Origin of the sequence: Luteibacter aegosomatis (assembly GCF_023078455.1) — a bacterium.
Taxonomy (GTDB): Bacteria; Pseudomonadota; Gammaproteobacteria; order Xanthomonadales; family Rhodanobacteraceae; genus Luteibacter; species Luteibacter aegosomatis.
The window spans coordinates 4,348,891-4,373,695 of record NZ_CP095740.1; the positions used below are offsets into that span (position 1 = coordinate 4,348,891).

A 24,805-nucleotide genomic window follows, 5' to 3' on the forward strand; every position below is an offset into this window, starting at 1 on the left:
GCTCCCACCCCTTCGGTAGGAAGTCTGCTACCGAAGGGGTGGGAGCCGATCGCATCGGCGAATCCCGGTCGCGACACGGCCTGTTGACTTAGAGCGCACTCGAAGTCGTACGCTTCCGGTCATGCCCCACGCCATGACCATCGCCGAGGCCGCCCTCGCCACCGGCCTCACCGCGCATACGCTGCGATACTACGAGCAGATCGGCCTCATCGACCCCGTGCCGCGCCGCAGCGGACAGCGCGTCTACGGCGAGACCGAGATCCGCCTGATCGGCTTCGTGCTGAAGCTGCGCGCCACGGGCATGCCCATGCGCGACATCCAGGAATACGTACGCCTGCGCCGCCTCGGCGACACGCCCGAGAGCATCCGCCTGCGCGGCGACCTGCTGGCTCGCCACGCCGCGCACCTGCGCGAGGAACTGGCCAGCCTCAACGACACCATCCAACGCCTCGACGACAAGATCGCCCTCTACCGGTCGATGTACGTCGCCGACGGCGCGCCTTCCCCGGCCGAGGCCGCGGCACCGCCGCCGACCCCGGCCAACGCCCCCTCGAAACGAAGGAAACAGGCATGAAGACACGCACTCTTGGCAAGAACGGTCCCCAGGTATCGGCCCAGGGCCTCGGCTGCATGGGCATGAGCGAGTTCTATGGGCAAGGCGACGAGAAGGAAAACGTCGCCACGCTGGAGCGGGCACTCGAACTGGGCATCACGTTTTGGGACACCTCCGACGCCTATGGCCCGCATACCAACGAGGAGTTGCTTGGCCGCGTGCTGCAGGGCCGTCGCGACAAGGTGTTCCTGGCCACCAAGTTCGGCATCGTGCGCGACCCGAACGACCCGTCCAAACGCGGCATCAGCGGCCGCCCGGAATACGTGCGCGAGTCGGTGGAAGGCAGCCTGCGCCGCCTGAAGACCGACCACATCGACCTCTACTACCAGCACCGCGTCGATCGCGAGGTGCCGATCGAGGACACCGTCGGCGCCATGGCCCGCCTGGTGGACGAGGGCAAGGTGCGCTACCTGGGTCTCTCCGAGGCCTCGGCCGCCTCCATCGCCCGCGCGGTGAAGGTGCATCCCATCCACGCGCTGCAGAGCGAATACTCGCTGTGGACCCGCGACCCGGAAACCACCGGTACCCTCGCCGCCTGCCGCGAACACGGCATCGCGCTGGTGGCCTACAGCCCGCTGGGCCGCGGCTTCCTCACCGGTGCCATCACGAAGCCGGACGACTTCGCCGAGGACGACTACCGCCGCGGCAACCCGCGCTTCATGGGCGAGAACTTCACGAAAAACCTCGCCATCGTCGACAAGGTGAAGCGATTCGCCGCCGACAAGGGCTGCACGCCCAGCCAGCTGGCCCTGGCCTGGGTGCTGGCCAAGGGCCAGGACATCGTGCCGATCCCCGGTACCAAGCGGGTGAAATACCTGGAGGAGAACGCCGGCGCCGACGATGTCGCGCTCAGCGCGGCCGAGGTCGCCGAGATCGATGCGGTGTTCCCGGCCGATGCGGCCTCGGGCGACCGCTACCAGGCCGTGATGATGGGCACGATCAACGCGTGATCCGAGGCGCCTGACCTATAATGGCGGTTTGTTGCACGCGGCAAACCGCCATCATGTCGTCCCCCGACCACTCGCCATTGGGCAAGGCCACCGTCTACGCCGACCGCTACGACGCGAACCTGCTCTTTCCCATACCCCGCCAGGGCAAGCGCGACGAGATCGGCGTGCGTGAGGGCGCGTTGCCGTTCCACGGCGAAGACCTCTGGAACGGCTACGAGCTTTCCTGGCTAGACGCGCGCGGCAAACCCCGCGTGGCGGTGGCGGAATTCCGCTTCCCGGCGACCACGCCGAACATCGTCGAGTCCAAGTCCTTCAAGCTCTACCTCAACGGCTTCGCGCAAGAGCGCATCGCCGGCGCCACGTCACTTCGAGACACGCTGGTGCGCGACCTCTCCGCGGCGGCGGGCGGCCCGGTCGAGGTGACGCTGCATGCCCCCGACGAGCTGCGCGGCACGCCCATCGGCGAGCCCGACGGCCTGCTGCTCGATGCGATGGACATCGACTTCGACAGCTACGGGCCGCCCCGCCCGGACTTCCTGCAGGCGGGCGACGGCGAGGTTCGCGAGGTGCTGGTCTCCCACCTGCTGCGTTCGAACTGCCCGGTCACCGGCCAGCCCGACTGGGGCAGCGTGCAGGTGTCGTATGTCGGCGCTCCCATCGACCACGCGGGCCTGCTGCGCTACCTGGTCTCGTTCCGCAGCCACACCGAATTCCACGAGCAGTGCGTGGAGCGCATCTTCATGGACCTGCGCGAGCGCTGCGCGCCGCGCGAACTCTCCGTCTATGCGCGCTACACGCGCCGCGGCGGCCTGGACATCAATCCGTTCCGAAGCACCGACCCTTCGGCGAGGGCCACGAATCCCCGTGGCGCCCGCCAATGATGAACGCGGCATTCATGCCTTCTTCATTGGTCTTGCCTTTAGTTGTGTAGTCTGTAACCTGCGGCGGCGCCCGCTCCTTTCGACCCAAGCCATTCCGGAAAACCCACACATGAAGCTTTCCTTGCGTTCGTCCGCCCTCGCCACGGCCACCGTCGCCGGCCTGCTGGTCCTCACCGCCTGCGGCAAGAAGGACGAACAGCAGAACGCCCCCGCCGCGGCCTCCACCGCGCCGGCGGCCGCTCCGGCTCCGGCCGCTACCGCCCCGGCGGCAACCGCACCGGCCGCCGCCAGCACGGCCGCTGCCGCACCGGCCGCCCAGCCCGCCGCCGCGCCGGCCGCGCCCGCCGCCGCCAGCGAATCGCTGAAGGTCGACTCGGTCACCCTCGGCAGCGCCGTCGGCGCCGACAAGAAGGTGTCCAAGGCCAAGACCACTTTCACCCCGAACGAGAAGACCATCTACGCGTCGGTCGCCACCGACGGCACCACCGCCGGCGCCACGCTGAACGCGAAGTGGACCTTCCAGGACGGCGATTCCGTCACCACCGTCAGCGACATCAGCCAGTCGGTCAGCACCGACGGCCCGGCCGTTACCACGTTCAAGATCCAGAACCCGAACGAGTGGCCGGAAGGCAAGTACAAGGTCGTCGTCTCGCTCAACGGCCAGGCCGTGGGCAACGAGGCGTTCGAGGTGAAGAAGAAGTAAGCGATCCTTCTCTCGCTTGCCCTTGAAGAGCGCGGCTTCGGCCGCGCTTTTTTGTGGGAATGCCGCCGCGAAAACCGGGTGCGAGCGACCAGCCGCCATCGACTTATCGCGCAAGCAGCCCATTGAGCGTCGCGTAATCGAGCGTCGCGGGCGCCTCCACTCCCAGGAACGCCGCCGCCCCGCGCGCCGCCCCCGCATACGCCTCGAGCGACAACGCGATCCCCGCGCTCAACCGCCGCGCGCCCGCTTCGAACAACGCCTCGCGCGAGGGCAGCTCCGGCACCAGCATCACGTTGAGCGGCATGTCGCCGAGGGCCGTCGCCACGCGGCGAATGGCCTCGATGGCACGGATGCCCGGCGCGAACAGCCCGTCGGCGCCTGCCTCGCGATAGAGGCCGGCACGGCGTATCACCTCATCCACCGCCGCATCCCCCGACGCCAGCCCCCGCAGGTACACGTCGGTGCGCGCGTTGATGAACAGGTCGCGTCCGTCGAGCGCGCGCCGGATGGCACGGATCTTCGCCACCAGCGCCTCGGGCGCGCCGGCGCCGTCCTCGATATTGATGCCCGCGACGCCCGACCGGGCCAGTTCGGCGACGAAGGTGCCGACCGCCGCCGGATCGTCGGAACCGCCTTCCTCGATGTCCACGCTGAGGGGCACGTCCACCACGCGAAGGATGCGTCGCACGGCGGCGGCCTGATCGTCCCGCGAAAGCCGGTTGCCGTCCGGCCAGCCGCAGGCCCAGGCGACACCCGCGCTGGTGGTGGCGATGGCCGGCGCGCCGGCATGGCGGATCGCCGCCGCGCTGCCGGCATCCCAGGCATTGGGCAGCACGAGCAGGGCCTGGCCCTGGTGGAGGTCACGGAACTGTTGCACGGACATGGGCGGTTCTCCGGTGGGATGGGCGACACCATCGCCGTTCGAGCGCGCGCCCGCAACGCCCTCCCGGGTAAGCGTCCCATGACCCCACAGGTCATGGCCGCGCTGCCGTCGACACGTTAACGTGGGCGCCATGGACACGGCCGCGTTCGGACCCTTGCTGAAGACCTGGCGTCTCGCGCGCCGGTTGAGCCAGCTCGACCTCGCCCTCGATGCGGGGGTGTCGACACGCCACCTGAGCTACGTGGAGACCGGTAAATCGTCCCCGAGCCGCGAGATGGTCGCACGGCTGGCCGACTGCCTCGACCTGCCCCTTCGCGAGCGCAACTCGCTGCTGGTGGCCGCGGGCTACGCGCCGCGTTACCGCGAAACGCCGCTGGCGATGCCCGGGCTGTCATCGGTGAACCGTGCCATCGAAAGCCTGTTGCGCCAGCAGGAACCCTACCCCGCGTTCGTGCTCAACCGGCACTGGGACATCCTCAAAGCCAACGAGGCAGCGGTCCGCGTGAACGGTCATGTCCTCGACGGCAGGCCGCCGAAGCACAGGAACATGGTCCGGCAGATCTTCGACCCCGACGACCTGCGCCCTGCCGTGGCGAACTGGGACGAAGTGGCCGGCGACCTGGTGCGCCACCTGCACGAAGCCATCGCCGCCGCACCCGGCGACGATGCGCTCCGCGCCCTGCTCGACGAAGCGCTTTCCTATCCCGGCGTGCCGGCGCGCTGGCGCCAGCGCCATCTCGACCAGCCCCTCCCGCCGCTGCTCGCCACCGTCCTGCGCCGGCGTGGCGACGAGTTCCGGTTCTTTTCCACGATCACCACCTTCGCCGCACCGCACGACGTGACGCTCGAGGAATTGCGCATCGAATGCTGTTTTCCCGACAACGACGACACCGCCACCCTGTGCCGCGGGCTGGCTTCCCCGGCGGCCTGACCGGATTTTTTCAGCTTCGGTGCGGTTTCGTGAGCGCCATGCCAAGGCGCGGTGAGGTGGCATCTCACCGCGTGAAGACGGGTCTTTCAGGTCACCGGTGGTCGAATGCCTTCCAACCCGCAGGCGCGGGCACTTGCAAAGAGGAAGGAAAAGTCATGAACGAAGACGTCATCAAGGGTCAGTGGAAGCAACTCAAGGGACGGATCAAGGCCAAGTGGGGCGACCTGACGGACGACGATCTGGATGTCGCCGAGGGTAACAGCGAATACCTCGCCGGAAAGATCCAGGAGCGCTACGGAAGGGCCAAGGACGACGTCGAGCGGGAAATCCACGACTTCCGCAAAGACATCGATCGTCAGTACTGATCCTCCTCACACACACCCACCCGCTTCCTATAGGAGCCAACGTCATGCTGCATTGGGCCGTCATCTTCTTCGTGATCGCGATCATCGCCGCGATCTTCGGCTTCACCGGCATCGCCGCCGGCGCGGCCAGCATCGCCAAGATCCTCTTCGTGGTGTTCCTGATCCTGTTCATTCTTTCGCTGCTGTTCGGCGGCCTGCGTCGCGGGCCGAGGATATAAGACCGCGATACGTGATCGACGATGAAGCCCCGGCGTCGAGCCGGGGCTTTTTTGTTGCGTCATCGCGACCCTCGTACACATTCGACCGGACCGTCCGCCGGTATGACGGCGCATCGACGCTCACGGCAGCGTGAGCGTCGCGACGAGCCCGCCACCTTCGCGGTTACCCAGCCGCAGGTCGCCGCCGATCGAACGCATCAATTGCGTGGCGATGGCCAGGCCGAGTCCGGCACCGCCCGAATCGCGGCTGCGCGAGCCTTCCACGCGATAGAAAGGCTGGAGCACGTCGTCGAGTTCCGCCTCGGGAATGCCCGGGCCGCGATCGGCTACCGTGATGCGCAGCGTGCCGTTCGCATCACGCGTGCTGCCCACCTCGGCCGAACCGCCGTACTTGATGGCGTTGTCGACGAGATTGCCCAGCACGCGGCGCAGCGCGCGCGGCCTCACGGTGACCGCGCCTTTCACGCTCTCCACGAGCGCGACGGGCTTGCCCATGTCCTGGTAGTCGAACACGAGGCTTTCGAGGAACGCGGACGGATCGACGCGCACGGGTGCCTCGTCGCCGCCGTGCGCGCTGCGTGCATAGGCCACGCCTTCGCGCACGAGGTGTTCCATCTCGGCGAGATCGGCGAGCAACCGTTCGCGTTCGATGCCGTCGTCGAGCGATTCCGCGCGCAGGCGCATGCGCGTGATGGGCGTCTGCAGGTCGTGCGAGATGGAGGCGAGGATGTGCAGGCGCTCTTTCAGGTACTTGCCGATGCGATCCTGCATGGCATTGAACGCGATGGCGGCCTGCGCGACTTCGGTCGGGCCGTCTTCGGGCAGTCGCCGCGCATCGGCGGTCGGCGTCATCCGCTCCGCGGCACCGGCGAGATCGGCCAGCGGACGCGTCGCGAAGCGCACGGCCAGCCAGGCGCAACCCAGCAACAAGGCCATCTGAAGGACGAAGACCACCGGCAGCCAATCGGCGACGGTGGGCGGGTGCGGTATCACCTCGAGCGTGAGCGGCGAACCGTCGTGCAGCGTGAGGTGCACCTGGTAACGCTCCGGCGACGTGGACACGGTTTCCGCATGCACGCCATACGACGGGCCCACCTCGCGCGCGATACGTCGCGTGACCTCCTTCGACCTCGGCGTGGCGAGCGGCCGGCCCTTCTCGCCGGGACCGAGGATGAAACGGTAATTGTCGCGTTCGACGCGCCCCAACCATCGCGCTCGCTCGGCCGCCGGCAGCCGGTCGAGGAAGGCCACCGACGTGCCCACGTCGTGCTCAAGCGTGTCGAGCATCACCGTGATGGCCCGCTGGTAGCTTTCGTAGGCCATGAGCGCGCCCGCCATGCCGTACGCGAGCAGAAGCCCCGAAACGATGATGAGGTAGAGCCGCGAGGTCATGCTGCGGGGCAGCCACCTCCGAAGCGCGTTCACGGGGCGTCGCCGTTGACGCTGACCGGCATGCTGAAGACGTACCCTTCGCTGCGCACGGTCTTGATGTACGCCTGCTCTTTCGCGTCGTCCTGGAGACGCTGGCGCAGGCGGCTCACCATGAGGTCGATGGAGCGGTCGAACAGCTCGGCGTCGCGCCCCTGGGTGAGGTTGAGCAACTGGTCGCGGGAGAGGATGCGTTGCGGATGGTCGAGGAACACCCGCAGCAGGCGGAACTCCGCGCCGCTGAGCGCCACCACGGTGCCGTCTTCGTCGAGCAGGTGGCGTGCCGTGGTATCCAGGCGCCAACGGCCGAAGGAGAGGATGTCGCTGGTTTCCGTGATGCGCAGGTTCGGTGGCAGCATGCGCGTGCGGCGGATCACCGCCTTGATGCGCGCCAGCAATTCGCGCGGGGAGAACGGCTTGGTGAGGTAATCGTCCGCGCCCATTTCCAATCCGATGATGCGGTCGGTCTCGTCGTCGCGCGCGGTGAGGAGCAGGACGGGGATGGCGCGATGCTTGCCGCTGCGCAGGTTGCGGCACAGCACCAGGCCGTCGTCGCCGGGCATCATCACGTCGAGCACGATCAGGTCGAAGGCCGAGGTGTCGAGCTGGGCCATCATCTCGCGCCCCTCCGCCGCGGCGGTGGCGCGCAGGCCGTTCTTGCGCAGGTAGTCGACGACGCCGGTGCGGATGCCGTGGTCGTCGTCGACGACGAGGATGTGGTCGATGTGTTCCAAACGCTTAGCCCCTTTCCAGCAGTGCGCGCACGTGCGCCTCGGTCTCGTCGTAGTTTCCCTCGCCCACGTGCCGATAGACAATGCGGCCGTCGCGATCGATGAGGTAAAGCGCCGGCCAGAAGCGGTTCCCGAACGCGTCCCAGGTGTGCTGGCCGTTATCCACGGCCACCGGCCAGTCGATGCCGAGCTTGCGGATGGCGGCGGCGACGCGCACGGGATCGCGCTCTTCCTCGTATTCGGGAGTATGCACGCCGACCACGACCAGGCCGTCCTTTCCGTAGCGTTCGTAGAGCGCCTTCGTGTGGGGCAGCACGTGGAGGCAGTTGATGCAGCCGTGCGTCCAGAACTCCACCAGCACCACCTTGCCGCGCAAGCCTTTCATGGTGAGGGGCGGCGAGTTGAACCAGCGGTCGATGCCGGCGAATTCGGGGGCGGGGACGGCGTTCTCGGACGAGGCGACGGCTTCGGCGCCACGCGGTGACGGCCAGGACGCGATCAGCGCGATGAACAGCGCCAGTAGGGTGATGCAGATACGTAGGGAGGGCATGGGAAAGTCGAGTCCATGGGGAATGTCGCTTATGGGACGACTCTCACGTATCTGCCGCGTGTCCGGGGCAGGGCTTTTTGTATCGGTTTGTACGGGTCCGGGCGAAAGACGCTGGGTTCCTGCCTTCGCAGGAACGACGAGCTACGAGATTCAACGTAGCGTCTAGATAACCTCACGTCGTTCCTGCGAAGGCGGGAACCCAGCGTCTCGCGTGGCGGCGAAGCGCGAACGTGTAATCGAATGTGTACGTCCCTTCCTCCGACACATTTCGATGCCCTTGACCTATCCCCGCGACACAGCCCGGATACGCCGCCGCGGTCTGATGTGTCCACCGACACCCCACACAGGACACCGCCACCATGGCCCAGATCGAAAAGGTTCTCTACACCGGCAAGACCCGCACGACGGGAGGCCGCGACGGCAAGGCAAGCAGTTCGGACGGCCGTCTGGACATCGCCCTCTCCTCGCCGGGCTCCAGCGGCGCGGGCACCAATCCCGAACAGCTCTTCGCCGCCGGCTGGTCCGCCTGCTTCATCGGCGCGATGGGCCTGGCGGCCCGCGAACGCCAGTTGGCCCTGCCGGCCGGCACGGCGGTGGACGCCGAAGTGGACCTCGGCACCGGCGACAACGGCTACGCCCTGCAGGCCCGGCTCACCGTCAGCCTCCCCGAGCTCGACCGCGACGTGGCCCGGGCCATCGTCGAGCAGGCCCACCGCACCTGCCCGTACTCGAAGGCCACCCGCGGAAACATCGACGCGCAGATCGCCCTCGCCTGACGGACGTTTCCGCCTTGCCCGCCGCCGGCCCGAGCCGGCGGCACCTCCCGCCTCTTTCCGCACACGCAAAGGACATCCCATGCGCAAGCTTCTCTTTCTCGCCCTCACGCTCGGCATCGCCACGGCCGCGGCCGCCGCCGACGCCGCCACCCCTCCGGGCATCCGCAACGTGGTCATCGTGCCGGGCGCCTTCGTCGACGGTTCGGGCTGGCGCGGCGTGTACGACGCCCTCACCCGCAAGGGCTATCACGTGAGCGTGGTGCAGACCCGTGCGGAGAACCTCGCCGACGACGTGTCGCAGACCGACGAGGTCATCCGTCGTCAGGATGGCCCGGTCGTGCTGGTCGGTCACAGTTACGGCGGCGCGGTGATCACCCAGGCCGGCGAACGCGACACCGTGAAGGCGCTGGTCTACGTCTCCGCCGTCGTGCCCGACGTGGGCGAAAGCCTCGCGAAGCTGGTGGGTTCGATGCCCGCGGCCGGCGATGCGGACGACATCCAGCCCACCGGCGACGGCCACCTGTATTTCAATCCGGCCAAGTTCGCCAAGGACTTCGCCGCCGACGTACCCAGGAGCCTCACCGACTTCATGGCGATCTCGCAGGCACCCGCCGCCAAGGCGGCGTTCGACGCCACCGCGCCGGTGGCCGCGTGGCACGACAAGCCCTCGTGGGCCGTCGTGTCCAGGAAGGACCGCGCACTCAACCCGGATCTCGAGCGCTGGATGTACAAGCGCGCCGGTTCGAAGGTGACCGAGATCGAGGCCAGCCACGTCGTCTATGTCTCGCAACCCGCGAAGGTCGCCGCGGTGATCGAGGACGCTGCGACGAAGGCAAGGTAAGTCCGCCGACGCGGCTCGGGTCGGAGCGGGCGAAACGCGCCGACCCGGGGTCTCTCAGCGTGCGACGTAGCCGCGCTCTTCCATGACCGCGGCGATCGCCGCTTCGGCCTGGGCGAGTACCTGCGCCAGCGGCTGGGCGGCGTCGATATCGACGATGCGCGCGCCGCTGAACGTCAGCAAGGGCGTGACCGCGATCTTTCGCGCAAGCGCCTCGCGGCGATGATCGGGCTTGCGCCGGCACGCGGTGTCGAGATCGACGTTGAGGCGCAAGACCAGGTCGGGACGATGGCTGGCCATCCAGGCGAACGCGGCGTGCTCGTGCCTGGCGAGACGGACCACGAGCGGCGACCCCGTCGAGGTCTCGGGAAAACCGGGACCGTCATAGGCCCCCGGGACCTCCACCTGGGGAAAGCGGTCGGTGACGACGATGAGGCCTTGCCGACGCAGCGCCAGCATGCGTTTGAAGCGGCGCTTGCGGCGCAGGGTGAACAGGCTGATGACCAGCGCGGGCAGCAGCTTGGGTTGCCGGTCGGCCTTGATCTGCTTGTTGACGTCCTTGACCTTGCGTTCGATGAGGCGCTCGGTGACACCGCCGATCAACGGCAGCCGCCCCAGCGCGCGGAGGACGTTGCCCGATTGCTTGCCCAGATGGACTCGACCCGCGGGCCCGTAACGGGTGATCCAGCGGGCGATGTGGTCGCCGACGGTCGATTTTCCGGACCCGTCGGTACCGATGATGGCGATCAGTGGAGCCAAGGCGTCAGGCTGTGCCCGCATTGCTGTCATCCGCACGAAATGTGAAAGGCGCTTGAAAGACCGGTGACACGCACCAACTAACGTGCCCGGTGCATGGCCGCATGAAAGTGAAGATCCTGTGAGATCTTACGTAGACGGAAACGTCCACGCGGGCTTAACATTGCAATTATATTACGCAACAGGTTATTTTCGTTGGTTTCCTTCCCGCCCCTTTCCGACGGCCCGCGCGTGCTGCCCGTCATCGCCCTTACCGGGTGCGATGGCTCGGGCAAGTCGACGCTCGCCTCCGCGCTGGTCTCACGCCTGGGTGAGAAGGCGTCGGCCGAGCAGCTCTACCTCGGCCAGTCGTCGGGAAAGATCGGCGATTGGATCCGCGAACTGCCGCTGATCGGCCCGCCGGTGGGGCGTTACCTCGGGCGCAAGTCCGACCGCGTACACGACCGCCCCAGCGAGCCGCCGGGCGCGGTGACCGCCCTGGCGATCTACCTCCTGTCGCGTTGGCGTGCGCATAAGTACCGCCACATGCTGGCGATGTGCCGGCGCGGTGCGCTGGTGATCACCGACCGCTACCCGCAGGCCGAAATCCCCGGCTTCCTGTTCGACGGCCCTGAGCTTGCGAAGACGCAGGGCGGTTCCTGGTGGGTACGCTGGCTGCGCGAGCGCGAGCTGAAGCTTTACCGCTGGATGGCCACCGGCGTGCCGATGCTGGTGATCCGGCTCAATGTCGATGAGGCGACCGCCCACGCGCGCAAGCCCGACCATAAGCTCGCCTCGCTGCGAAAGAAGATCGCCGCACTGCCCCACCTCACCTTCAACGGCGCCCGCATCCTCGACCTCGACGGTCGCGACGATGCGGCCCACGTGCTCGATGCGTCGCTGCGCGCGGTGCACGGCGCCCTCGAGGCCACACCCGCATGAATACCCACACCGCTGCGCTGCCGCCCATCGCGGGGCTGGTCGCCGTCGTCGGTTGCGACGGCACCGGCAAGTCCACGCTCACCCACGACCTGGCCCGCAACCTGGGGCGGCACGCGCGCGTGGAGCGGCGTTACCTGGGCCTGATCTCCGGCGAGAGCGGCGACAAGATCAAGCGCCTGCCGCTGATCGGCCCTCGCCTGGAACGCCGCCTCGCCGCCAAGGCCGCGCATGCGCAGGACATGCGCAACAAGGCACCGGGCCCCTGGGGCGCGCTGGTGATGTACGGCCTGTCGCTCTGGCGCGCGGCGCACCTGCGCAAGGTCCGCCGCATGGCCGAGCGCGGCGTGCTGGTGATCACCGACCGCTACCCGCAGGCGGAGATCAACGGGTTCCGCTACGACGGCCCGGGGCTGGGCGAGCGCAGTGACCACTGGCTGGTGCGCAAGCTCGCCGCGCGCGAAAAGCGCCTGTACGAGCGCATGGCGCGGCATCGACCGGCCCTGGTCATCAAGCTCGACATCGACCTGTCTACCGCGCATGCGCGCAAGCCCGACCACAACCCGGCCGAGCTGAGCGACAAGATCGCCGTGATGTCGCGCCTGAAGTACAACGGCGCCCCGCTGTTCGAATTGGACACCCGCGCGCCGTACGCCGACGTGCTGGAAAAGGCGTCGCTCGCCGTGATCGCGGCGATGCCCACGCTTTCATCCCTCGCCAACGCGGCCGCATGAGCGCGCCTGTCGCGCCGTCACCGCCACCTTCATCGTCAGGGCTACCGTGAACACCTCCGTTTCCACCACACCGCAAGCACCGCTATGGCGCCGCCTGCTGATCCGGGGCGGCAAGCACTTCCTTCGCTGGAGCGGCCGTTTCCAGGACAGGCACTCGCTGGCGCCCACCACGCCGGTGATCGGCAACGAGCAGTTCGCCTGGGTGCCGCAGCTGGAAAGCGCCTGGCCGCGGATCCGGGCCGAACTCGACCACCTGCTCGAACACCCCGAGGACATCCCCGCCTTCCACCAGATCTCGCCCGACCAGAAACGCATCTCCAAGGGCGACAACTGGAAGACGTTCGGCTTCTACGTCTACGGCAAGCGAGTGGACGAGAACTGCGCACTCTGCCCGGAGACGGCCGCGGTGCTCGACGCGCTGCCGGGCATGCGCAGCGCGATGTTCTCGATCCTCCAGCCTCGCTATCGCATCGCCCCGCACAAGGGCCCGACCAAGGCCGTGATCCGCGCGCACCTGGGCCTGAAGGTACCGGCCGACCGGGACAACGTCTGGATCCGCGTGGACGACCAGATCCTGCACTGGGACGAGGGCAAGGTCGTGCTTTTCGACGACAGCTACGAGCACGAGGTCCACAACGACACCGACGAGCTCCGGGCCGTGCTGTTCATCGACATCGATCGGCCGATGGACCGGATCGGAACGGCCTTCAATCGATTGATTTTCTGGTTGATCCAGGCGAGTCCCTACGTGAGGCAACCCATCCGGAACCTCGCCAAGTGGAACCGGGACCGAGGTCGCTGAGGCCGTCTTCGCGGCTTCTTCACCTTTGTGCAGGCGAAAAGGCGCGAAGACTCACGATTTCTTGAGTAAATTCTTAACATTCGTCCCAATTAAGGTACCATTGGGTTCAGTAATCGCGTTGCCACGCCGCGGTGACTTTCCCGCAATGTGAAATCCGCATCGAACTGAAAAGACCATGAGCGCAGACGGAAGCATTCCGACCCGTAGCGGGTCCCCGACTCCCACGATCAACACGGTGCCCCTGCGCCGTGGGGATTTTTCCACTTTGTCCGAGGCCCTGGATTACGCGGCCACGGGTATCACCGGCGCGAACTTCCACGCCGGCGGAAAACTCGTCGCGGCCGTGCCCTACCGCCTTCTGCGAACGCAGGCGATGGCGCTGGCGCGTCGTCTGCTGTCCCTGGACCTTCCGCGCGGCGCGTGCGTGGCCATCGTGGCGGAGACCACGCCGGACTTCCTGCGCTTCTTCTTCGCGTGCCAGTACGCCGGGCTGGTTCCCGTCGCGCTGCCGTCGGCCATCAATCTGGGCGGCCACGACGCCTACGTGCACAAGCTCCACGGCATGCTCGAGGCATGCCGCGCCGCGGTCGCCGTGGCCTCCGAGAGCTTCCAGGGGTTTCTCGAGGAAGCCGTGCGCGGCCTCGACGTGGTGATGTGGGGCGAGCCCGCCGCGTTCGAAGCGCTGCCTTCGCAGGCCAAGCCGCTCACGCCCATCGGGCCGGACGAGATCGCCTACCTGCAGTTCACCTCGGGCAGCACCGGTACGCCGAAGGCCGCCGTGATCACCGAGCGCGCCCTGATGGCGAACCTGCGCGGATCGATCGACCACGGCCTCGCGCTGCGTGAGGACGACCGCTTCGTGTCGTGGCTGCCGTTCTATCACGACATGGGCCTGGTCGGCTGCCTGCTCACCGTGCTCGGCGCCCAGCGTTCCATCGATTACCTCGACACGCGCGAATTCGCGATGCGTCCCCGCCGCTGGCTGGAACTGATGAGCGAATCGAAGGCGACCGTCGCCTACAGCCCGCCTTTCGGCTACGACATGTGCGCGCGTCGCGTCCGTCCCGGCGACATCGCCTCGTACGACCTCTCGCGCTGGCGCGTCGCCGGCGTCGGTGCCGAGCCCATCCTTCCGTCCGTGCTGAACCATTTCGCCGAGATGCTCGCTCCGGCGGGTTTCGACGCGCGCGCCTTCGTGCCGTCCTATGGCATGGCCGAGGCCTCGCTGGCGGTCAGCTTCGCGCCGCTGGACCACGGCATGGTGGTCGACTGGATCGACCCGACCGACCTCGCCGATCGCCTGCTCGCCACCCCGGTGGCCGAGGGCCAAGGCACCGGATTCGTGCGTTGTGGCGGCGTCATCGCGGGGCATGATCTGGAAATCCGCGACGACGCGGGCCGCGTGCTGCCCGAGCGCCACGTGGGCCGCATCCTGGTTCGCGGGCCGAGCCTGATGTCGGCGTATTTCGAGCAGCCGCAGCTGACCGCCGACGTCCTGGCGAGCGACGGCTGGCTCGACACCGGCGACATCGGCTACCTCGTCGATGGCGAAGTCGTCATCACGGGCCGCCACAAGGACATGATCATCGTCAACGGACGCAACATCTGGCCGCAGGACATCGAGCGCATCGCCGAACGCCAGCCGGAGCTCCGCTCGCAGGACGCCTCCGCGTTCAGCGTGCCCGGCCCGACCGGCAGCGAAATGGCCGTGGTGGTCGTGCAGTGCGCCTCCAACGATCCGACGGTACGCGCCACGCTCGTCCAGCGCATCCGCCGCGAGGTGCTCGAAGAACTCGCCGTCGATTGCGTCATCGAGCTGGTGCCGCGGCATACGCTGCCGCGCACCTCGTCCGGCAAGCTGTCCCGCTCGGCGACGCGCACCGGCTATCTCGCACGGCAGGCGCAGGAGCCGCCCCTCCGGGTCGCAGCTTCACGATGAACGACGCGCCGGGCAGGGCCTCCACCGTTGTCGCGCTGACCGGCGCCACGGGCTTCATCGGTAACGCCCTGCGCGAGCGGTTGCTGCGCGGCGGCCACGCCGTGCGCGCGCTCTATCGCCCCCGCCGAGGTCGCGTGATGCCGCAGGCGCCGGGCCTCACGTGGGTGGCGGGCGACCTGGGCGACCGCGACGCCCTCGCCGCGCTGGTCGAGGGCGCGAAGGTGGTGGTGCATTGCGCCGGCAACGTGCGCGGCGCGCGGCGCGAGGATTTCGACCTCGTCAACGAAAAGGGCGTGGCCGACATCGCGCAGGCCGCGCGCGGCACCGCCGGATGCGAGCGCTTCCTGCTGATTTCGTCGCTGGCCGCGCGCGAGCCCCAGTTGTCCGATTACGCGCGCAGCAAACGGCTCGGCGAGGAGGCGCTCGCGGCGCACGCGGGCCATCTCGCATGGGCCGCGATCCGTCCGCCGGCCGTTTACGGTCCCGGCGATCGCGAGATGCTGCCGCTTTTCGAGGGCATGGCCCGCGGACTGGCGCCGATCCCCGGCGACGGCCGCGGCCGGTTCTCGATGATCCACGTCGCCGACCTGGCCTCGGCCGTGCTGGCATGGGTGGACAACGACGGCGTGTCGGGCGCCATCCACGAACTGGACGACGGGCACGCCCGCGGCTACGACTGGGATACCGTGCTCGCCACGGCCGCGCGCGTGCTGCGCGACGGTGCGCCCATCCGCCGGCTGCGCATCCCCGTGGCCTGCCTGCGCGTCGTCGCCGGCGTCAACCTGCTGGCGGCGCGCCTCTTCGGCTACGCGCCCATGCTGACGCCGGGCAAGGTGCGCGAAATCACGCACGCCGACTGGACGTGCGACAACCGGACATTTACAGAAGCGACTGGCTGGCATCCCGCGATCGGCTTCGCCGAAGGCCTGGCGCAAACGCTCGGCAAGACACCTGCCGCACTGAACGGAGTGCCCCAATGAACTATCAAGACCTGGTCAATCAGGTGGTCGATCTCGTCACCCCGTTGGCCGAGGGCCGTGTCGCGCACATCGGCCCCAACACCGACCTGACCGGCGAGCTGGCGCTGGATTCGCTCAAGGTCATGGACCTCATGCTCGCGGTCGAGGATCATTTCGACATCTCGGTGCCAGTCAACGCGCTGGCCAACGTCAAGGTCGTGGGCGACCTCGCGTCGCTGATCCAGAAATTCGTAGGTTGAGTGCATGAAAGACAATTCCAGGCTCCAGGCGGTACAGAACGTCCGCCAGGAGTTGGCCGCCATCGGGATCGACCCGTTCGGCGTGCAGATCGACCAGATCCTCTCGCCGACCCGTGGATTGATCCATGGCCGCGAGGTCATTCTCGCGGGTACCAACAACTACCTCGGCCTGACCTTCGACCCGGATTGCATCGCCGCTGCCCGCGAGGCCCTGGAGCACGCCGGTACCGGCACCACCGGCTCGCGCATGGCCAACGGCAGCTACGCGTCGCATCGCGAGCTCGAACTGGAGCTGGCGCGCTTCTACGACAAGCGCGACGCCATCGTGTTCTCGACCGGCTACCAGGCCAACCTGGGCATGATCTCGGCCCTGGCCGGCCCCGGCGACACCGTGATGATCGACGCCGACAGCCATGCCAGCATCTACGACGGCTGCCGCCTGGCCGGCGCGGAGACCATCCGCTTCCGCCACAACGATCCGGACGACCTCGCCAAGCGCATGCGCCGGCTCAAGGACAAGGCCCCCGACGCGCTGATCGTGGTGGAAGGCGTCTACAGCATGCTCGGCGACCGCGCGCCTCTACGCGAGTTCGTGGACGTCAAGAAACAGTTCGGCGCCACCCTGCTGGTCGACGAGGCCCATTCGATGGGCGTGCTCGGCGCGAAGGGACGCGGCCTCGCCGAAGAGGTGGGCGTGCTGGACGACGTCGACTACGTGGTGGGCACCTTCAGCAAGAGCCTGGGCAACACGGGCGGCTTCTGCGTGGGCGACACCGACGAGATGGAGCTGCTGCGCTACGCCAGCCGTCCCTACGTGTTCACCGCCTCGCTGCCGCCGGCGACCATCGCGGCCACGCGCGCGGCGTTGCGCAAGCTCGAAAAGGCCGACGACCTGCGCGAGCGCCTCCAGGCGAACGCGCAGCGCCTGCACGACGGCCTGAGCAAGCTCGGCTTCCGCCTCGGCGCACCGGCCAACGCGGTGGTGGCGGTACTGGCCGGCGAGAAGGTCGCGGCACTGCGCTTCTGGGCCCACCTGCTGGAGAACGGCGTCTACGTGAACCTCATGGTGCCGCCGGCCACGCCCAGCGACGAATCGCTGCTCCGCTGCAGCGTCAGCGCGGCGCATACGCCCGAACAGATCGACGCCATCTGCGCCGCCTTCGCCAGCTGGCCCGGCGCGGGAAGATGAGGCACTGGTTCTCCGATGGTGCGTTCCGCGCCATCGTGCGCAATGCCTCCTACCTCGGCTCCAGCAACCTCGTCAGCGCCCTGCTGGGGCTGCTGGCGCTGGCCTGCGCCGGTCGCGCGATGGACCCGGCGCTGTTCGGCACGCTGGTGGTGATGCAGGCCTACGCCAAGAGCGTGAGCGACTTCGCCAAGTTCCAGACCTGGCAGTTCGTGGTGCAGTTCGGCACGCCGGCGCTGACGCGCCGCGACCTCGACCGCTTCCGCGACGTGGCCGGTTTCTCCTTCGGCCTGGACCTGGCCAGCGGCGCCATCGCCCTCGTCGGCGGCATGATCCTGTTGCCGCTGCTCGGCCATGCCGTCGGCATCGATCCCACCGACTTCTGGTGGGCGCTGGGCTACTGCACCCTGATCCCCACCATGACCGCGGCCACGCCCACGGGCATCCTGCGCGCGATCGACCGCTTCGACCTGATCGCCGTGCAGCAGGCGGTGACGCCGTTCCTGCGAGCCGTGGGTAGCGTGATCGCCTACTTCGGCGACCTCGGCTTTCCCGGATTCATCGCCACCTGGTACGTCTCCAGCCTCGTCGGCGACGGCGCGCTGTGGTGGTTCGCCGTGCGCGAACTGCGCCGGCAGAACATCGACCATGCGCTTCGCCCCGGGCTCTTCGGCGTGGCCCGCCGCATCCAGGGCGCATGGGACTTCGTCTGGACCACCAACTTCGCGCACTCGATCTGGTCGGCGCGCAACGCCGGCAGCAACGTACTCGTCGGCATCATGCTCGGCCCCACCGCGGCCGGCCTGTTCAAGGTGGCCCTCACCTTCTTCGACGCCGCGGGCACGCCCGCATCGCTCATGCAGAAGAGCTTCTATCCGGAGATCCGCCGCCTCGACCCGGCGAGCGACCGCCCCTGGAAGCTCGGCCTGCGCTCGGCGGCACTGGCCGGTGGCCTGGGCGTACTGGTGGCGCTGCTGGTGATCGTCGTGGGCAAGCCGCTCATCGCCTCGGTGTTCGGCCACGAGTACCTGGAGTCGTACGCCCTGCTCCAGGTGATGTCCGCCGCGCTGGTCGTTTCCATGGCCGGGTTCCCGCTGGAATCGCTGCTCTACATCGCGGGCCGCCAGCGCGCCGCGCTGGTGGCGCAGGCGCTCGCCGCCGTGCTCTACGCGCTGTTGCTCATCGCGCTCACCCATTACGTCGGCATCATGGGTGCCGCCATCGCCTACTTCGGCGGCCAGTGCCTGGAAGCGTTCTTCTCGCTGGTTCCCACCGTCACGGCCTACCGCAGGCGGCATACGCTTTCGTATTACGCCCCGGGGGAGGCGGGCCCATGAACGGCGTCTACGGCGGTCTTCGCTGGCAGCGGTTCCCGAGGGAAACCCTCCGGCGCCTGTTCGATGCGGTGGATACCGACGACGTGGTCGATGCCCACGTGGCCCTGCCCGATCCCATCGTGCTGTCGTGCCCGCGCGACCAGATCGAGCGCTGCTACGCGCTGTGCCTGCAGTTCTGGCACGACGGCGTGCACCGCAAGGAGCTGCTGCAACTGGTCGACAAGCTGTTGCGCAACGAAGGACTCAGCGCCGACGAGCGGATGCTGTACAAGTACATCCGCGCGCGTTACAAGCACCTGCGCTTCGCCCAGCGGCTCTACGGCAAGCGCCATCGTTCCGGGCTGCTGTTCGACTTCACCACGCGCGTGATGGGCCACCTGCAGGATGCGTTCCGCAGCGGCCGTCGCGCCGGCGTGCTGCGTCACGGCCGACGCCTGAAGCTGCTGCTCTCGCGCCCGGTGTGGATCATGGTCAAGCGCGGGCTCGAACAGATCGAACTCGACGACGAGGCCGGCTTCATCGCGCACCAGCGGGCGGAAATGCGCCGGCTGAAGAAGGCCATGGAACGCACGCACTTCGCCGGCCACCAGTTCCACACGGTGCGCAAGATCGTCAGCATGCAGGTGTCCTATTACGACACGGTTCGCTCGATCGCGCCCGAGGAGCATGCGTTGCGCATGTCGCGATTCCTCGCCGCGATCAACGGCCTGATGGGCGCGCGCCACGACGAAATGGTGGCCGAGTCGCTGTCGGGTCGTCGCAGTTACGACACGCCCGCGCCGCTGACCACGCAGATGCGCTCGCGACTCGAGGCGTTGGTGGCGCGTTATCCGTTTTAGCGAACGCGCGTCGTCGCTCGCACGAACGCAAGGCGCTGGGTTCCTGCCTGCGCAGGAACGACGAGCTACACGTTTTACCGTCGCTTGCAAACCAACTCACGTCGTTCTCGCCCGCGCGGACGCGACGAGCCAAAGTCCTACCGTCGCGTATACAACCACCTCACGTCGTTCCTGCGCAGGCAGGAACCCAGCGCCTTGCGCAAACGACGAGCTACACGTTTTACCGTCGCTTGCAAACCAACTCACGTCGTTCTCCCCCGCGCGGACGCGACGAGCCAAAGTCCTACCGTCGCGTATACAACCACCTCACGTCGTTCCTGCGCAGGCAGGAACCCAGCGCCTTGCGCAAACGACGAGCTACACGTTTTACCGTCGCTTGCAAACCAACTCACGTCGTTCTCGCCCGCGCGGACGCGACGAGCCAAAGTCCTACCGTCGCGTATACAACCACCTCACGTCGTTCCTGCGCAGGCAGGAACCCAGCGTCTTGCGCAAACGACGAGCTACACGTTTTACCGTCGCTTGCAAACCAACTCGCGTCGTTCTCGCCCGCGCGGACGCGACGAGCCAAAGTCCTACCGTCGCGTACACAACCACCTCACGTCGTTCCTGCGCAGGCAGGAACCCAGCGTCTTGCGCACGTGCAGGCGACAACGCCCCATGCGGCTTCATGGGATGACAGACAACGCGACGGCATTCTGCTACGTTCACACCGTTGCCTGCGCTGCGCCGCAGGCAACCATCGCACGAAGCGGTGAAGCGTGACCCCGGCGTGGTGACACACGCCGAGGCCACTGACCCAAACAACTTACTGAGAGTTGATTGAGCTATGGCAAATTCTACGCCATCCCCCCGCCCGCCGCTTCCCCACGGCGACACCCTCGACGGTTACCGGGTCGTCTGGACCTTCCCCAGACGCGGTTGACGAACCGCGGCGTCTCGCCGTGTTCCTGAGACTTTACTCAGCCGTGTACCCGGCGCGTCACGCCGTACCCACTTCTCAACCCGACAACCCGGCGCCCGGTCACGGGCAGGCCGACGAGCGCTCATCGTTCGCGCGATGCGTTCCTCGTGGCACGTCGTGTTCGCACGGCGTGCCACACCTCCTACGGAGATCACGTCATGAACGACGACACCGATACCACGATCGACACCTTGCTCAACGAAGCGGGCGAATACCTACAATACGCCCAGGGCGTGGTCGATCTGCTGATCGAACGCACCACCGAAATCGAGTTGTGCGATCGACGGCAAACGCTGCTGGCGCTGGGCGCCGTGGGCGTTCTCATGAAACTCAGCACACACCGCGCCATGCAGGCGCATCACCGTTGGCAGCTACCCTGAACTCCTACCGAAGGGGTGGGAGCGGACCCTGTCCGCGAACCCTCAGGCTCTCCGACGAGCGAAGGAGGCCATGCGGCGATCGTGCGAGCGGTTACCGCCTACACGATCACCACGTCGCCTCCTTCGCTTTAGCCACGCTGAGGGTTCGCGGACAGGGTCCGCTCCCACTCCCATTCAGTCCTTCGGTAGTCGACGTTCTCATGACCGCCACGTCGTCCGCGTGCTATGAATTTTCCTCGGAGCCGTAATCGCAGGGAGTGGCATGAAGCCATGGTGTTGGCGCCTCGGGATGGCCCTGAGTGGCCTGGGCGCGGGGTTGGTATCCCCTTATCTCGCGGGCGCGTCGATGCTGTACGCCGTCGACCTTCCCCTGTCGGACCTGCGCCTGGGTCGGGTGTTCGACTACTGGGCAGTACTGGAACAGCCCGAGTTCGCGCCGTTCGCGTGGCGCATGCGTGTTTCCAGCATCGCGGGCGCTTTGCCTGCCCCCATCCTGTGGCTGGTGACCGTGATTCGCACATGGCGGCAGGCGTTTCCCGCACCGCCGATATCGCGATTCGAGCCGCTGGCGGATGTGCCGCGCCCCGCGCGGCGAGGCGTCGTGCTGTCGCGTCGGAAGATCACCGCCGCGTCGGTCCTGGTGACGTCTGCGAGTGGATTCGATACGACCCTGCGCCCCACGCTGCGCCGGATGCGCGGCCCTACGCTTTACGTGGGCGCAAACCCTGCCCAACGCGGCATGGTGGCTCGATTCGCACCGTTCGACCGAGGCTTGCGCTGGAACCCATTCACCGAAGCGTGGACACCGGATCGGCTGCGCCGCGACGTGTTGCACAGCCTCGCGCAGCGCTGGTACCCGCCGGGAGACCAGGATTCGCGATTGCTCGCCAGCCATCTGGGCCAGGCGTTCGTGGCCCTGGTGGGCGTCGTGGACGACGTGCTCCGCGAGGCGAAGGCCGATATTCCTCCCGCACCGGGTGACGTGTACCGATTCGCCGAGGCGCTGGATCGCGCCGAGCCTCGACCCGTACTCGACGCCATGGCGTCGTTGCCGATGCTGTCGCCCGCGACGCGCGAAGGAATGCGATCGTGGCTCTCCCTCGACGAGGTCGCTCTCGGGCAGGTGTGCTCCGGACTGATCCGAATATTGAGAGTTTTCGGAGATCCGACGGTGGATGCGGCCACGCGCGGCAACGACTTCGCCCGCATCGATCTCACGACCACGGTATGGTTCGCGGTACCCGAGGGTCGCGAGCAAGCCATCACGCCACTGCTCGACGCGTTCATGGCCCGGTGGCGCCATCGAACCCGCCACGTCGACGATGCGTGGTTAGCGATCCACACGGTCGACGCCTACGACCGCTTACCGACACTCTTGGACAGCGGCATGCGGTGCCTCGCCACCGTACGCCGCCTGTCCCGCCTCCGCCGACGCTACGGCCGCGACATGCCGCGCGTGTGGAAACGCTTCCCCTGCGTGGTGCTGCCGCGCGACAGCCACTTCGACGAGGACGACGAAAACGCACTGTCCGACTATCACCGGGTGTACTGGCCGCGCGACTACCGTTACACGCCGGTTCGCGCCAACGACTTCGCCCACGTGCACGAGGGCGACCAACTCGTCCTCACCCCATCGAGCACGATCCCGGTGCGCTGCCGCGTGCCGAAAATGCCGCCGCCGCTTATTGCTACTTCACCCGGCTCACATCAAGGAGATGCCATGCCTTTTCCCCAACCCCTCGCCGCCGTGCTGGCGTCGCTCGTGGCGACGGCCGACATGCCTCCGCCAAGGACGGCCGTCATCGAGCCGCTTGTAGTCCGAGAGGATCGCTACGGCAACCCGTTGCCGGTACCGCTGGTGATGTCGACGTTCGGTCCGCACCGGTTCCGGTTTCCGCGCAATCTGTACGGCAACGGCCAGTCGGGCCAGGATCGACCGGGCGAGGCCACTACGCTATCCGTGCAGTGGCCATCTCTGCAACCGTTGCCCATGGGTGTCGATTACCACGACACGACGGAGACGTTCATCTCTGAGATAACGATCAGAATTGAGCACCTCGGGAACATGGAAGACGAGGCGTATTTCCGCAAGCTAAACCGCTCCATTGAGCCGCTCAACCCGAAAGACCCCCTTCAGGCCGTCGATCCGGCGCAGAACCTCGGGCTGCGCATCAAGGCAGAGCCGATATATGGCTTGGTACCGTATCTTGCGGACTTCGACAAACTGAAGACGTATTACGAGAAAACGCACGGCTCGGCATATCCCGCAGCTGACCCGCGCAACCACGAAGACTGGTACTTGCGTCTGGATGAGCGGAGCAACCCCACCACGGTCATCAAGTGTGGCTCCAGCTTTCTTCCGGATGGAAGCCGTGTCGTGGATGGAAAGCTGGTCGATAGGGTGAAGGAAGAAGGCAGAAGGTCCATATGCGACCACGAATTCCTCGTTCCCGAATACAAGGTGGTTGTTTGGATGACCTACTCGCGGTCAGTGCTATTTGACTGGGAGCGAATCGAGCGGCACGTGCGAACCGTGCTCAAGAACTCAGAAATTCGATAAGTACATGCATGGAGCCAGGCCATGGAACAGAAAGACATAGACATACTTCGGCACTATGCCAGCCATCGAAACAGAGAGCTTTACTGGAACTACCTCGCCAGGATTCCCGGTAACGATGGCTACGGCGCCTTGGCGCTCGGTGTTGTAAGGAACGACAACATGCCGGGTTCGACAGCAAACGCCTATGCACGGCAATACGCCAGGAATCACAGCGGCAAGGTTCTGAGTGAACGAGAATGGGATAACTTTGGCGTAGATTTGATGAAGCGTGACTTCGCCGTCCGTGAAACGCATTGGAAAAAGAATAAATCCCACCTCGCATTGAATTTGCCTGTGCTCGAGGTCCGGGATGTCCACGACGAAGCTTTCAAGCAAGTCGAAATCGACCCCAACGCCTGGACACCCCGCAAACTCCTCGAAGCCGCCCATCGCCGCGACGTCGCCGAAACGGAACGCCGCGCTAGCCTAGGCATACCTCCGGCCGACACCCGTAAGACCGAGATGGAAGAACTCTGGTCCGCCATGCTCGACAACGGCTATCTCGGCATCGGTCGCGCGGGAAAGACACTAGGCCAGGCCAGTATCGACCGGGTCATGTCACCCGACGAGCAAAAGGGCTACATCGCCGACATGGCCAGCGCGTATCTCCACGCCGCGCAGGAGCGTTCATACGCCCGGCCGTACATCATAGGCGGCAACGAAAACTTCTTCATGCGCGAGCGCAACGGCCAATGGGTGGAAGTGGAACACCTTCACACGGCCATCGGCTCGGACACCACCTACAACGATGTCACCGAGCCCGAGATCGTCAGGCGGCTCGAAGACACCTATCAGCTCAGGCTGGAGCGTGAAGCGGCACGCAACGCATGGCACCCGGACGATCCGGCGGTGCTTCAGACATCGCCCCGGCCGCTGGCCGATCAGAGACCGAGCGCCACCTTCCCGAAGCCCGGCGACGATCCGGTCTACGCCAGCATCCGCCTCCAGCTTCCCCTGGAGGTCTCCGACGACAAGGCCGCCGAGGTGGCGGCGAAGGTGCGTGGGATCGGGGTGCATGACGAGGACGCGCTGAGATCCGTGGACATCGATGACGGCAACATCGTCTGCCACGGTGTTCGACCGGGGACGGCGATCGCGGTGCCGATGGACACGCCGTCGCCGCCGAAGGAGGAAAGCATGGCGCTGGCCGCGCAGAGCGATGCATCGATGCTGCAACAGATGCAAGCGATGGAGATGCAGCAGGCGCAGCAGGTTGCGATGCAGCGCAGTGGCCCGGTCATGAGCATGTAGACGGCAGCGTACGC

26 protein-coding genes are annotated in these 24,805 nt (G+C 66.9%); 21 read left to right on the top strand and 5 right to left on the bottom strand.

Going from position 1 to position 24,805, the window contains the following annotated elements; genetic code table 11:
- Positions 1–121 precede the first annotated feature (121 nt).
- From L2Y94_RS19510 to L2Y94_RS19525, 4 genes are all read left to right on the top strand, one after another.
- The gene (locus L2Y94_RS19510) at positions 122–574 is read left to right on the top strand and encodes a MerR family transcriptional regulator (protein WP_247371317.1); all 453 of its coding nucleotides are present in this window, start codon (positions 122–124) and stop codon (positions 572–574) included.
- Positions 571–1,563 carry an aldo/keto reductase gene (locus tag L2Y94_RS19515; protein WP_247371320.1) on the top strand — a complete coding sequence of 331 codons (993 nt, stop codon included), beginning with the start codon at positions 571–573 and terminating at the stop codon, positions 1,561–1,563. The genes L2Y94_RS19510 and L2Y94_RS19515 overlap by 4 nt, the downstream gene beginning before the upstream one ends.
- 53 nt (positions 1,564–1,616) lie before the next feature.
- Positions 1,617–2,444 carry an NADPH-dependent 7-cyano-7-deazaguanine reductase QueF gene (gene queF / locus L2Y94_RS19520; protein WP_247371323.1) on the top strand — a complete coding sequence of 276 codons (828 nt, stop codon included), beginning with the start codon at positions 1,617–1,619 and terminating at the stop codon, positions 2,442–2,444.
- Between the two features lie 109 nt (positions 2,445–2,553).
- Complete coding sequence (locus L2Y94_RS19525) at positions 2,554–3,147, top strand: hypothetical protein (RefSeq protein WP_247371326.1); 594 nt, start codon at positions 2,554–2,556, stop codon at positions 3,145–3,147.
- Between the two features lie 103 nt (positions 3,148–3,250).
- Here L2Y94_RS19525 and L2Y94_RS19530 read toward each other — a convergent pair whose 3' ends face one another.
- Positions 3,251–4,030, bottom strand: a complete 780-nt coding sequence (locus tag L2Y94_RS19530; RefSeq protein ID WP_247371327.1) for an isocitrate lyase/PEP mutase family protein — start codon at positions 4,028–4,030, stop codon at positions 3,251–3,253.
- A gap of 130 nt (positions 4,031–4,160) precedes the next feature.
- Here L2Y94_RS19530 and L2Y94_RS19535 point away from each other — a divergent pair, with 130 nt between their 5' ends.
- The 3 genes from L2Y94_RS19535 to L2Y94_RS19545 all read left to right on the top strand — a co-directional run bounded on the left by L2Y94_RS19535 (position 4,161) and on the right by L2Y94_RS19545 (position 5,544).
- Entirely contained in the window at positions 4,161–4,961 is an 801-nt protein-coding gene (locus L2Y94_RS19535; RefSeq protein ID WP_247371330.1) for a helix-turn-helix domain-containing protein, read from the top strand.
- Positions 4,962–5,116: 155 nt separating this feature from the next.
- Complete coding sequence (locus tag L2Y94_RS19540) at positions 5,117–5,326, top strand: CsbD family protein (protein WP_144916768.1); 210 nt, start codon at positions 5,117–5,119, stop codon at positions 5,324–5,326.
- Positions 5,327–5,370: 44 nt separating this feature from the next.
- A complete protein-coding gene (locus L2Y94_RS19545; RefSeq protein WP_144916766.1) occupies positions 5,371–5,544 on the top strand; it encodes a DUF1328 domain-containing protein in 174 nt (57 codons plus the stop codon).
- 120 nt (positions 5,545–5,664) lie between these two features.
- Here L2Y94_RS19545 and L2Y94_RS19550 read toward each other — a convergent pair whose 3' ends face one another.
- Genes L2Y94_RS19550 through L2Y94_RS19560 form a run of 3 tightly spaced genes read right to left on the bottom strand, consistent with a single transcriptional unit; the run spans position 5,665 to position 8,253 of the window.
- Positions 5,665–6,936: an ATP-binding protein gene (locus L2Y94_RS19550; RefSeq protein WP_247371332.1), complete on the bottom strand. Its 1,272-nt coding sequence runs from the start codon at positions 6,934–6,936 to the stop codon at positions 5,665–5,667.
- 29 nt (positions 6,937–6,965) lie between these two features.
- Positions 6,966–7,706 carry a response regulator gene (locus L2Y94_RS19555; protein WP_247371335.1) on the bottom strand — a complete coding sequence of 247 codons (741 nt, stop codon included), beginning with the start codon at positions 7,704–7,706 and terminating at the stop codon, positions 6,966–6,968.
- A gap of 4 nt (positions 7,707–7,710) precedes the next feature.
- Entirely contained in the window at positions 7,711–8,253 is a 543-nt protein-coding gene (locus tag L2Y94_RS19560; protein ID WP_247371338.1) for a redoxin family protein, read from the bottom strand.
- Between the two features lie 359 nt (positions 8,254–8,612).
- Between L2Y94_RS19560 and L2Y94_RS19565 the strand changes: the two genes are divergently transcribed.
- Positions 8,613–9,029 carry an organic hydroperoxide resistance protein gene (locus L2Y94_RS19565; protein ID WP_247371341.1) on the top strand — a complete coding sequence of 139 codons (417 nt, stop codon included), beginning with the start codon at positions 8,613–8,615 and terminating at the stop codon, positions 9,027–9,029.
- A 79-nt stretch (positions 9,030–9,108) separates the two neighbouring features.
- Entirely contained in the window at positions 9,109–9,870 is a 762-nt protein-coding gene (locus L2Y94_RS19570; protein ID WP_247371343.1) for an alpha/beta fold hydrolase, read from the top strand.
- A gap of 54 nt (positions 9,871–9,924) precedes the next feature.
- On the opposite strand, the gene L2Y94_RS19575 is transcribed toward L2Y94_RS19570, so the two are convergent.
- Complete coding sequence (locus tag L2Y94_RS19575; RefSeq protein ID WP_247371346.1) at positions 9,925–10,626, bottom strand: nucleoside/nucleotide kinase family protein; 702 nt, start codon at positions 10,624–10,626, stop codon at positions 9,925–9,927.
- Positions 10,627–10,818: 192 nt separating this feature from the next.
- Between L2Y94_RS19575 and L2Y94_RS19580 the strand changes: the two genes are divergently transcribed.
- From L2Y94_RS19580 to L2Y94_RS19635, 12 genes are all read left to right on the top strand, one after another.
- Positions 10,819–11,544, top strand: a complete 726-nt coding sequence (locus L2Y94_RS19580) for a nucleoside/nucleotide kinase family protein (RefSeq protein WP_247371348.1) — start codon at positions 10,819–10,821, stop codon at positions 11,542–11,544.
- A complete protein-coding gene (locus tag L2Y94_RS19585; RefSeq protein ID WP_247371349.1) occupies positions 11,541–12,275 on the top strand; it encodes a nucleoside/nucleotide kinase family protein in 735 nt (244 codons plus the stop codon). The genes L2Y94_RS19580 and L2Y94_RS19585 overlap by 4 nt, the downstream gene beginning before the upstream one ends.
- A 46-nt stretch (positions 12,276–12,321) precedes the next feature.
- Positions 12,322–13,077, top strand: coding sequence for an aspartyl/asparaginyl beta-hydroxylase domain-containing protein (locus L2Y94_RS19590; RefSeq protein ID WP_247371351.1), 756 nt, complete (start codon positions 12,322–12,324; stop codon positions 13,075–13,077).
- Between the two features lie 265 nt (positions 13,078–13,342).
- A complete protein-coding gene (locus L2Y94_RS19595; RefSeq protein ID WP_247371353.1) occupies positions 13,343–15,016 on the top strand; it encodes a fatty acyl-AMP ligase in 1,674 nt (557 codons plus the stop codon).
- Positions 15,013–15,996: an NAD-dependent epimerase/dehydratase family protein gene (locus L2Y94_RS19600; RefSeq protein WP_247371355.1), complete on the top strand. Its 984-nt coding sequence runs from the start codon at positions 15,013–15,015 to the stop codon at positions 15,994–15,996. The genes L2Y94_RS19595 and L2Y94_RS19600 overlap by 4 nt, the downstream gene beginning before the upstream one ends.
- Positions 15,993–16,235, top strand: coding sequence for an acyl carrier protein (locus L2Y94_RS19605; protein WP_247371357.1), 243 nt, complete (start codon positions 15,993–15,995; stop codon positions 16,233–16,235). The genes L2Y94_RS19600 and L2Y94_RS19605 overlap by 4 nt, the downstream gene beginning before the upstream one ends.
- Before the next feature lie 4 nt (positions 16,236–16,239).
- Positions 16,240–17,424 carry a serine palmitoyltransferase gene (gene spt, locus L2Y94_RS19610; RefSeq protein WP_247371358.1) on the top strand — a complete coding sequence of 395 codons (1,185 nt, stop codon included), beginning with the start codon at positions 16,240–16,242 and terminating at the stop codon, positions 17,422–17,424.
- Positions 17,421–18,758, top strand: a complete 1,338-nt coding sequence (locus L2Y94_RS19615; RefSeq protein WP_247371361.1) for a lipopolysaccharide biosynthesis protein — start codon at positions 17,421–17,423, stop codon at positions 18,756–18,758. Before spt ends, L2Y94_RS19615 begins: the two co-directional genes overlap by 4 nt.
- Positions 18,755–19,597, top strand: coding sequence for a hypothetical protein (locus tag L2Y94_RS19620; RefSeq protein ID WP_247371363.1), 843 nt, complete (start codon positions 18,755–18,757; stop codon positions 19,595–19,597). The genes L2Y94_RS19615 and L2Y94_RS19620 overlap by 4 nt, the downstream gene beginning before the upstream one ends.
- Before the next feature lie 1,122 nt (positions 19,598–20,719).
- Positions 20,720–20,941, top strand: a complete 222-nt coding sequence (locus L2Y94_RS19625; RefSeq protein ID WP_247371366.1) for a hypothetical protein — start codon at positions 20,720–20,722, stop codon at positions 20,939–20,941.
- Between the two features lie 262 nt (positions 20,942–21,203).
- On the top strand, positions 21,204–23,501 hold the full coding sequence (locus tag L2Y94_RS19630; protein ID WP_247371368.1) for a hypothetical protein: 2,298 nt from the start codon (positions 21,204–21,206) through the stop codon (positions 23,499–23,501).
- Positions 23,502–23,522: 21 nt separating this feature from the next.
- Positions 23,523–24,791, top strand: coding sequence for a hypothetical protein (locus tag L2Y94_RS19635; RefSeq protein ID WP_247371370.1), 1,269 nt, complete (start codon positions 23,523–23,525; stop codon positions 24,789–24,791).
- Positions 24,792–24,805: the final 14 nt, after the last annotated feature.

Bases quoted from the DNA above. Each gene is read 5' to 3' on its own strand.
- L2Y94_RS19620 (WP_247371363.1), top strand. From the start codon at position 18,755: ATGAACGGCGTCTACGGCGGTCTTCGCTGGCAGCGGTTCCCGAGGGAA.
- L2Y94_RS19600 (WP_247371355.1), top strand. From the start codon at position 15,013: ATGAACGACGCGCCGGGCAGGGCCTCCACCGTTGTCGCGCTGACCGGC.
- L2Y94_RS19515 (WP_247371320.1), top strand. From the start codon at position 571: ATGAAGACACGCACTCTTGGCAAGAACGGTCCCCAGGTATCGGCCCAG.
- L2Y94_RS19560 (WP_247371338.1), bottom strand. From the start codon at position 8,253: ATGCCCTCCCTACGTATCTGCATCACCCTACTGGCGCTGTTCATCGCG.
- spt (WP_247371358.1), top strand. From the start codon at position 16,240: ATGAAAGACAATTCCAGGCTCCAGGCGGTACAGAACGTCCGCCAGGAG.
- L2Y94_RS19535 (WP_247371330.1), top strand. From the start codon at position 4,161: ATGGACACGGCCGCGTTCGGACCCTTGCTGAAGACCTGGCGTCTCGCG.
- L2Y94_RS19510 (WP_247371317.1), top strand. From the start codon at position 122: ATGCCCCACGCCATGACCATCGCCGAGGCCGCCCTCGCCACCGGCCTC.
- L2Y94_RS19545 (WP_144916766.1), top strand. From the start codon at position 5,371: ATGCTGCATTGGGCCGTCATCTTCTTCGTGATCGCGATCATCGCCGCG.
- L2Y94_RS19635 (WP_247371370.1), top strand. From the start codon at position 23,523: ATGGAACAGAAAGACATAGACATACTTCGGCACTATGCCAGCCATCGA.
- L2Y94_RS19570 (WP_247371343.1), top strand. From the start codon at position 9,109: ATGCGCAAGCTTCTCTTTCTCGCCCTCACGCTCGGCATCGCCACGGCC.
- L2Y94_RS19585 (WP_247371349.1), top strand. From the start codon at position 11,541: ATGAATACCCACACCGCTGCGCTGCCGCCCATCGCGGGGCTGGTCGCC.
- L2Y94_RS19605 (WP_247371357.1), top strand. From the start codon at position 15,993: ATGAACTATCAAGACCTGGTCAATCAGGTGGTCGATCTCGTCACCCCG.
- L2Y94_RS19525 (WP_247371326.1), top strand. From the start codon at position 2,554: ATGAAGCTTTCCTTGCGTTCGTCCGCCCTCGCCACGGCCACCGTCGCC.
- queF (WP_247371323.1), top strand. From the start codon at position 1,617: ATGTCGTCCCCCGACCACTCGCCATTGGGCAAGGCCACCGTCTACGCC.
- L2Y94_RS19530 (WP_247371327.1), bottom strand. From the start codon at position 4,030: ATGTCCGTGCAACAGTTCCGTGACCTCCACCAGGGCCAGGCCCTGCTC.
- L2Y94_RS19540 (WP_144916768.1), top strand. From the start codon at position 5,117: ATGAACGAAGACGTCATCAAGGGTCAGTGGAAGCAACTCAAGGGACGG.
- L2Y94_RS19625 (WP_247371366.1), top strand. From the start codon at position 20,720: ATGAACGACGACACCGATACCACGATCGACACCTTGCTCAACGAAGCG.
- L2Y94_RS19615 (WP_247371361.1), top strand. From the start codon at position 17,421: ATGAGGCACTGGTTCTCCGATGGTGCGTTCCGCGCCATCGTGCGCAAT.
- L2Y94_RS19630 (WP_247371368.1), top strand. From the start codon at position 21,204: ATGAAGCCATGGTGTTGGCGCCTCGGGATGGCCCTGAGTGGCCTGGGC.
- L2Y94_RS19550 (WP_247371332.1), bottom strand. From the start codon at position 6,936: ATGACCTCGCGGCTCTACCTCATCATCGTTTCGGGGCTTCTGCTCGCG.
- L2Y94_RS19565 (WP_247371341.1), top strand. From the start codon at position 8,613: ATGGCCCAGATCGAAAAGGTTCTCTACACCGGCAAGACCCGCACGACG.